This window comes from Bacteroides sp. 1_1_30 (assembly GCF_020982715.1).
GTDB lineage: Bacteria > Bacteroidota > Bacteroidia > Bacteroidales > Bacteroidaceae > Bacteroides > Bacteroides xylanisolvens.
In genome coordinates this window covers 1-6,476 of record NZ_JAJKHN010000153.1, presented here as the reverse complement: position 1 = coordinate 6,476, position 6,476 = coordinate 1, and the positions used below count along the sequence as shown (strand labels likewise).

Below are 6,476 nucleotides of genomic sequence, written 5' to 3'. Positions count from 1 at the left end.
ACAACAGGCTACCGGATTGACGTAGCCAAATGGGATGCCGACAAACAACGGGTAAAGAACGGATGCACCAACAAGCTGAAACAAAGCGCATCCGAAATCAATGCGGACTTGCTGAAATACTATGCCGAGATTCAAAACGTGTTTAAGGAGTTTGAGGTACAGGAAACCATGCCGACCACCCAACAGCTAAAGGATGCGTTCAATCTGCGGATGAAAGACAACAGTGAAGAACAGCAGGAAGAAGCGCAGATAAGTTTTTGGGAAGTGTTCGATGAGTTTGTAAAAGAGTGTGGCAACCAGAATAATTGGACGGCATCCACCTATGAGAAATTTGCAGCAGTGAGAAACCACCTCAAAGAGTTCAAGGAAGATGTAACCTTTGAATACTTCAACGAGTTCGGGTTAAACGAATATGTCAATTTCTTGCGTGATAAGAAAGACATGAGGAACAGCACCATCGGCAAACAAATGGGATTTCTCAAATGGTTCCTGCGCTGGAGTTTCAAAAAAGGACATCATCAGAACATTGCATACGATACATTCAAACCCAAATTAAAAACCACCTCTAAAAAGGTAATATTCCTGACTTGGGACGAATTGAACAGACTGAAAGATTACCAGATACCGAAAGACAAGCAATATTTGGAACGTGTCAGGGATGTCTTTCTATTCTGTTGCTTCACAAGTCTGCGATACTCGGATGTTCGTAATCTGAAAAGAAGCGATGTGAAACCCGACCACATTGAAGTTACCACAGTCAAAACGGCAGACAGTCTGAATATTGAACTGAACAAATACAGTAAAGCCATACTTGAAAAATACAAGGAAGTCCATTTTGAAAACCACATGGCATTGCCTGTCATCAGCAACCAAAAGATGAACGATTATTTGAAAGAGTTGGGGGAACTCGCTGAAATCAACGAGCCTGTAAGGGAAACCTACTACAAAGGGAATGAGCGTATAGATGAAGTCACCCCAAAATACGCATTGCTAAGCACCCATGCAGGAAGAAGAACATTCATTTGCAATGCGCTGGCTCTCGGTATTCCGGCACAGGTCGTAATGAAATGGACGGGACACAGTGACTATAAAGCCATGAAACCCTACATTGACATAGCGGATGATATTAAGGCAAATGCCATGAACAAGTTTAACCAACTATAAAAGTATCAATCAGTTTCATGGATTATCCGCTATTTGAATTATATTTGCGACAACAATAGACATTGGAACATGGAAAACAACAAAGAACATCATATAGAAAGAGCGAACTTTGACGCATTTGTTCATGCTGTCGGTTCGGAAATAGAACAGGCGCAAGTCAGGCTGATTACCGCAGCCAATGCGCAAATGCTGTTCCATTATTGGAAAATAGGAAACTATATCCTGTATCATCAGAACTTACAAGGCTGGGGAAGCAAAATCATCAAGCAACTGGCAAAGGCTATCCGGCTCAATTACCCTGAAAAGAAAGGCTATTCGGAACGTAACCTTACTTATATGTGCCAATTCGCACGGTCATATCCGCTGAACGTGCTACGAAGTTTCATTGATACGGATGCAAGGCTATCTGTTCCAAGCATACAGAAGGTCGCAGATGAAGTCTTGAAACTAAACAACGGACAATTTACGCAAGAACTTACTGCGCAAATACAATCCACTGATAGTCAGTTGTTAGAATTTACGCAAGAACCTCTTGCGCAAATTCAGAATGTTGCCAAAACTGTATCTGCCATTTACCGGATAACGATTGAGGATATAGAAAAATTATTTTTGGCATCCCCTGTTGCCAGAATAAATTGGGCAAGTCATGTAATTATGCTCAATAATTCGCTTCCATTAGGTGTAAAATATTGGTACATGAAACAATCGGTAGAAATGGGTTGGAGCAGCAATGTTCTTAAAATACAAATTGAAACCAACCTATATAACAGACAAATCAGTAACAACAAGGTAAACAATTTTACAGCCACACTTCCAGCACCACAAAGCGACCTTGCCAATTACCTGTTGAAAGACCCGTATATCTTCGATTTGGCAGGAGCGAAAGAAAAGGCAGACGAAAGGGACATAGAGGAACAACTGGTAAAACACGTTACCCGTTATTTGTTGGAAATGGGCAACGGTTTTGCCTTTGTCGCCCGGCAGAAGCATTTTCAAATTGGCAACAGCGATTTCTTTGCCGACTTGATTCTATATTCAATTCCGCTACACGCATACATTGTAGTGGAATTAAAGGCTACTCCATTCAAGCCGGAGTATGCAGGACAACTGAACTTCTACATCAATGTGGTGGATGACAAACTGAGGGGAGAAAATGACAACAAGACTATCGGGCTGTTGCTGTGCAAGGGAAAAGATGAAGTTGTGGCACAATACGCTTTGACAGGCTACGACCAGCCGATAGGTATCAGTGATTACCAGTTGAGCAAGGCTATACCCGAAAATTTGAAATCAGCTTTGCCAAGTGTGGAAGAGGTGGAAGAAGAACTGGCATCTTTCCTTGACAAGGACAATAATCCCCAAAATTGAGGTCTATGGCAGGAGAGATTAACAAACTGATTCCCCTATACGGAGAACTCAACAGGATATATAATGATTGGGTGACCAATTATGCTTTTTCTTTTGACAAGCAAAAATTCATCACCGATTTTTACAGGCAGCACAATGATACAAAGGCTTTTGAATCCGCTATCCTTGAACTGGTACTTGACAAGCATAAAGAACAATACACATTGATTCTCAATAGTTTAAAAATCGAAATAGAAAAGAATATACGGGCTTATGAAACAAAACCGTTGAATGATGACATCATAAAGCGTGTGTGTTTTCACTACGCAGACAGACGTAATTCTGCAATTAGAGACCAGTTGGAGATTACCACCAAGTTGCACGAGCCTTTGAATGACGCATACCACAGATATGATTTCATTGGTTTTCGGGAGCATACGGACGAAGAAGAAATACAGGCAGAAAAGGAATATGAACGCTGCAAGGCTGAATACGACAAGGAAAAGAAGGAATTGGATAAACTCTATGAACTGCAAAAGCAAGACCAGAAAGAGGCTTTTCAATATATCGAAAACCTTTCCAGTGATGTTTACCGCCTAAGCCTTCTTTTCATGGAAGTCCTGAAAAAATACCTTCCTGATGATGTGGAAGAAAAACGACCGGAGGAGTCAGTCGAGCAAAATGCGCAAGAAGAAGTACAGAATACACCGGAGGAACAGCATGAATATTTTGACATGAAGCCGCTTTCGCCTATTTATGAAACCTGTGTCGGGGAACAGTTCGAAGCCATTACCATAGCGGACTTCTATGCCAATATAAATCTGTACCCCTGCAAGAACAGATTAAAAATCAAGGCAAGGGAAAAGATACGGGTGTGTTACCTGATATTCCTGATGAGTGAAAAACTATCCAAGCAATACAGGGACGAATGGCGAGACAAGATATTGAAACTACTGGATATTGACGAGAGCTATTACAGATCGAAGTACAAAGAACCCGTTTCCGATTTTCCAAGTGATAGCAACCAGAAATTCGCCAAAGAAATGGAAAGCATATTCAGATAATTCGTGATACATCCTGACATTCCATGAAATTACCACTTTTACCACTCAAATTAATTTTTGAGTGGTATTTTTATTCTCTGATATTCAGATGAATAATAAGACATTCCATTTACATTAACCACATCCTTACCACTTATAACCCTACCTAATTTTGCATCGTTCGAGAACATAGATAACAGCCAGTGCGCAGGGCTGATTGTTTAACGACTAAATAGATTGGACGATGACAAATCTTCAAGAGTTATTATTAAAACCCGTCTGGCAGATGACAGGCGAAGAGTTCATATTCCTAAGCAAGCACGCTTCCAACCAAACGGAAGCGCAACCGCAGCCCATCACGGACATGGAAAGGAAGTATGTGTACGGAATACCGGGCATTGCCAAACTGTTCGGGTGCAGCCTGCCCACCGCCAACCGTATAAAGAAAAGCGGAAAGATTGACAAAGCCATTACGCAAATAGGGCGCAAGATTATCGTTGATGCGGAACTTGCCCTTGAACTGGCCGGAAAGAAAACCGGAGGACGAAAATAACGGGAGGTGTACTTATGGATTATATGAAAGACAACAAGGAAATATCGGCAGAAGAAGCCGTAATCCTTTGGCAAGCCTCACGTTTGAGCCTGTCGAAAAGTTATGAAAAAGCACCGGAGATTCTCAAAGTACATGGTTCCGTCATAGGGACATTGGGGAATTTCAGTGCATCCATCGGCAAAGCCAAGAGCAAAAAGACGTTCAATGTGTCGGCTATCGTAGCCGCCGCATTGAAGAACGGCACAGTGCTGCGATATGTGGCTGAACTTCCGGAAGACAAACGGAAAATCCTTTATGTGGACACGGAACAAAGCCCTTATCATTGCCTGAAAGTCATGAAACGTATTTTGCGGATGGCCGGGCTTCCCGATGACAGGGACAATGAAAATCTTGAATTTCTTGCTTTGAGGAAATACACGCCCGAACAGCGTATCAGGATTGCAGAGCAGGCTATCTACAATACCCCCAACATAGCCCTTGTAATCATAGACGGTATTCGTGATATGGTATATGACATCAACAGCCCCGGCGAATCCACACGCATCATATCCAAACTGATGCAGTGGACGGACGACAGGCAGATACATATCCATACGATACTGCATCAGAACAAAGGGGATGAAAATGCGAGAGGGCATATCGGTACTGAACTGAACAACAAGGCAGAAACCGTACTCCTTGTGGAAAAGGACAAGAACAACGGGGATATAAGTAAAGTATCAGCCATGCACATAAGGGCAATGGACTTCGAGCCTTTCGCATTCCGTATCAACGACAATGCCCTGCCCGAACTCATGGAGGGTTACAAGCCCGAAGCCAAGAAACCGGGAAGGCCGGAAGAGGAAAAGTTTGACCCTTACAGGCACATCACCGAACAACAGCACCGCATCGCACTGGAAGCGGTTTTCGGACTGAAAGAGGAATATGGCTACAAGGAGCTGGAAAATGCCTTAATCAAAAGCTATACGTCAATAGGTGTAAAGCTGAACCATCAAAAGGCGGTACCGCTCATCACCATGCTTCGCAACAAACGGATGATAGTGCAGGAGAACGGCAGGAAATACACGTTCATGCCCGACTTCCACTATTAGCCTGTTGTTTGTAATCGCTTCACTTTATTCTGTGGGTCTATATATTAGGAATAAAGCGAAGCGGTTGCAGGAAGTACAAAACCACTTCACTTTACTACCGTATCCTATATATACGAAAATAAAGTGAAGTGGTTATACAGACCGTACTTCTTAAAATGGTACGGGCGAAAAGAAAAACGAATCAATTTAGCAACCAATTTACCAACTACTAAAACAATCATTTTATGGATATACAGACAGCCAAGCAAATCAGGATAGCAGATTTTCTGCACAGTTTGGGATATTCTCCCGTCAAGCAACAAGGTATCAACCTGTGGTATAAATCACCGTTAAGGGAAGAAGCAGAAGCTTCGTTCAAGATAAATACCGAACGTAACCAATGGTATGACTTCGGTTTGGGCAAAGGTGGCGGTATCATTGAACTGGCTGCACACCTGTATGCTACCGACCATGTACCTTACATTTTAAAACGGATAGCGGAACAGACACCGCATGTGCGCCCGGTATCTTTCTCTTTTGGCAAGCAAAACTCTTCCGAACCGAGTTTCCAACAGTTGGAGATTGTTCCGTTATCGTCCCCTGCCCTGCTTGCCTACTTGCAGGGAAGAGGAATAAATATGGAACTGGCAAAAAGAGAATGTAGTGAAGCCCGTTTCACCCACAATGGCAAACGGTACTTTGCCATCGCCTTTCCCAATGGTTCGGGTGGATTTGAGGTTCGCAACCGCTATTTCAAGGGTTGCATCGCACCCAAGGAAATCTCCCACATCAGGCAGTCGGGGAAAGCAAGGAATACCTGTTATGTGTTCGAGGGATTCATGGACTACCTCTCCTTTCTGACATTGAGACAGGAGAGCTGCCCGAATTATCCGGAGTTGGACGGACAGGACTACATTGTATTGAACTCCGTATCGAATGTAAACAAGGCTCTCTATCCGTTGGGCAGCTACGAACGCATCCACTGCTTTTTTGACAACGACCATGCAGGCATGGAAGCTCTCCGACAAATCCGCAAGGAATACGGCAGAGACCTGTACATCCGTGACGCTTCGCAGACTTACAACGGATGCAAGGACTTGAATGAATACTTGCAGAAACAGGTTGAAAGAAAAAGGCAAGTCCGGTCTGTCAAAGAGACGCGCAGCCAGTCACCGAAAAAGAAGAACGGCTTTCAGTTATAGCCCACTATAACTACACGCTCCGCTTTCGTAGTTGTGGGCTCTCCCGAGGGGATTAGGGCTTTGCCCTAATGACCCACTCAGGGCGTTTCACCCCTGA

The 6,476-nt window shown here is 43.4% G+C and carries 6 protein-coding genes; all 6 read left to right on the top strand.

Going from position 1 to position 6,476, the window contains the following annotated elements; genetic code table 11:
- On the top strand, positions 1-1,164 hold a 1,164-nt coding region (locus tag LPH68_RS25215), incomplete at its 5' end, for a site-specific integrase (RefSeq protein WP_230297212.1).
- A 69-nt stretch (positions 1,165-1,233) separates the two neighbouring features.
- Positions 1,234-2,532 carry a YhcG family protein gene (locus LPH68_RS25210; protein WP_230297211.1) on the top strand — a complete coding sequence of 433 codons (1,299 nt, stop codon included), beginning with the start codon at positions 1,234-1,236 and terminating at the stop codon, positions 2,530-2,532.
- 5 nt (positions 2,533-2,537) lie between these two features.
- Positions 2,538-3,575, top strand: coding sequence for a hypothetical protein (locus tag LPH68_RS25205; protein WP_008155691.1), 1,038 nt, complete (start codon positions 2,538-2,540; stop codon positions 3,573-3,575).
- 223 nt (positions 3,576-3,798) lie between these two features.
- Positions 3,799-4,107, top strand: coding sequence for a DUF3853 family protein (locus tag LPH68_RS25200; protein WP_080704548.1), 309 nt, complete (start codon positions 3,799-3,801; stop codon positions 4,105-4,107).
- A 14-nt stretch (positions 4,108-4,121) separates the two neighbouring features.
- The gene (locus tag LPH68_RS25195; protein WP_008155695.1) at positions 4,122-5,198 is read left to right on the top strand and encodes an AAA family ATPase; all 1,077 of its coding nucleotides are present in this window, start codon (positions 4,122-4,124) and stop codon (positions 5,196-5,198) included.
- A 224-nt stretch (positions 5,199-5,422) separates the two neighbouring features.
- Positions 5,423-6,379 carry a toprim domain-containing protein gene (locus LPH68_RS25190; protein ID WP_008155696.1) on the top strand — a complete coding sequence of 319 codons (957 nt, stop codon included), beginning with the start codon at positions 5,423-5,425 and terminating at the stop codon, positions 6,377-6,379.
- Positions 6,380-6,476: the final 97 nt, after the last annotated feature.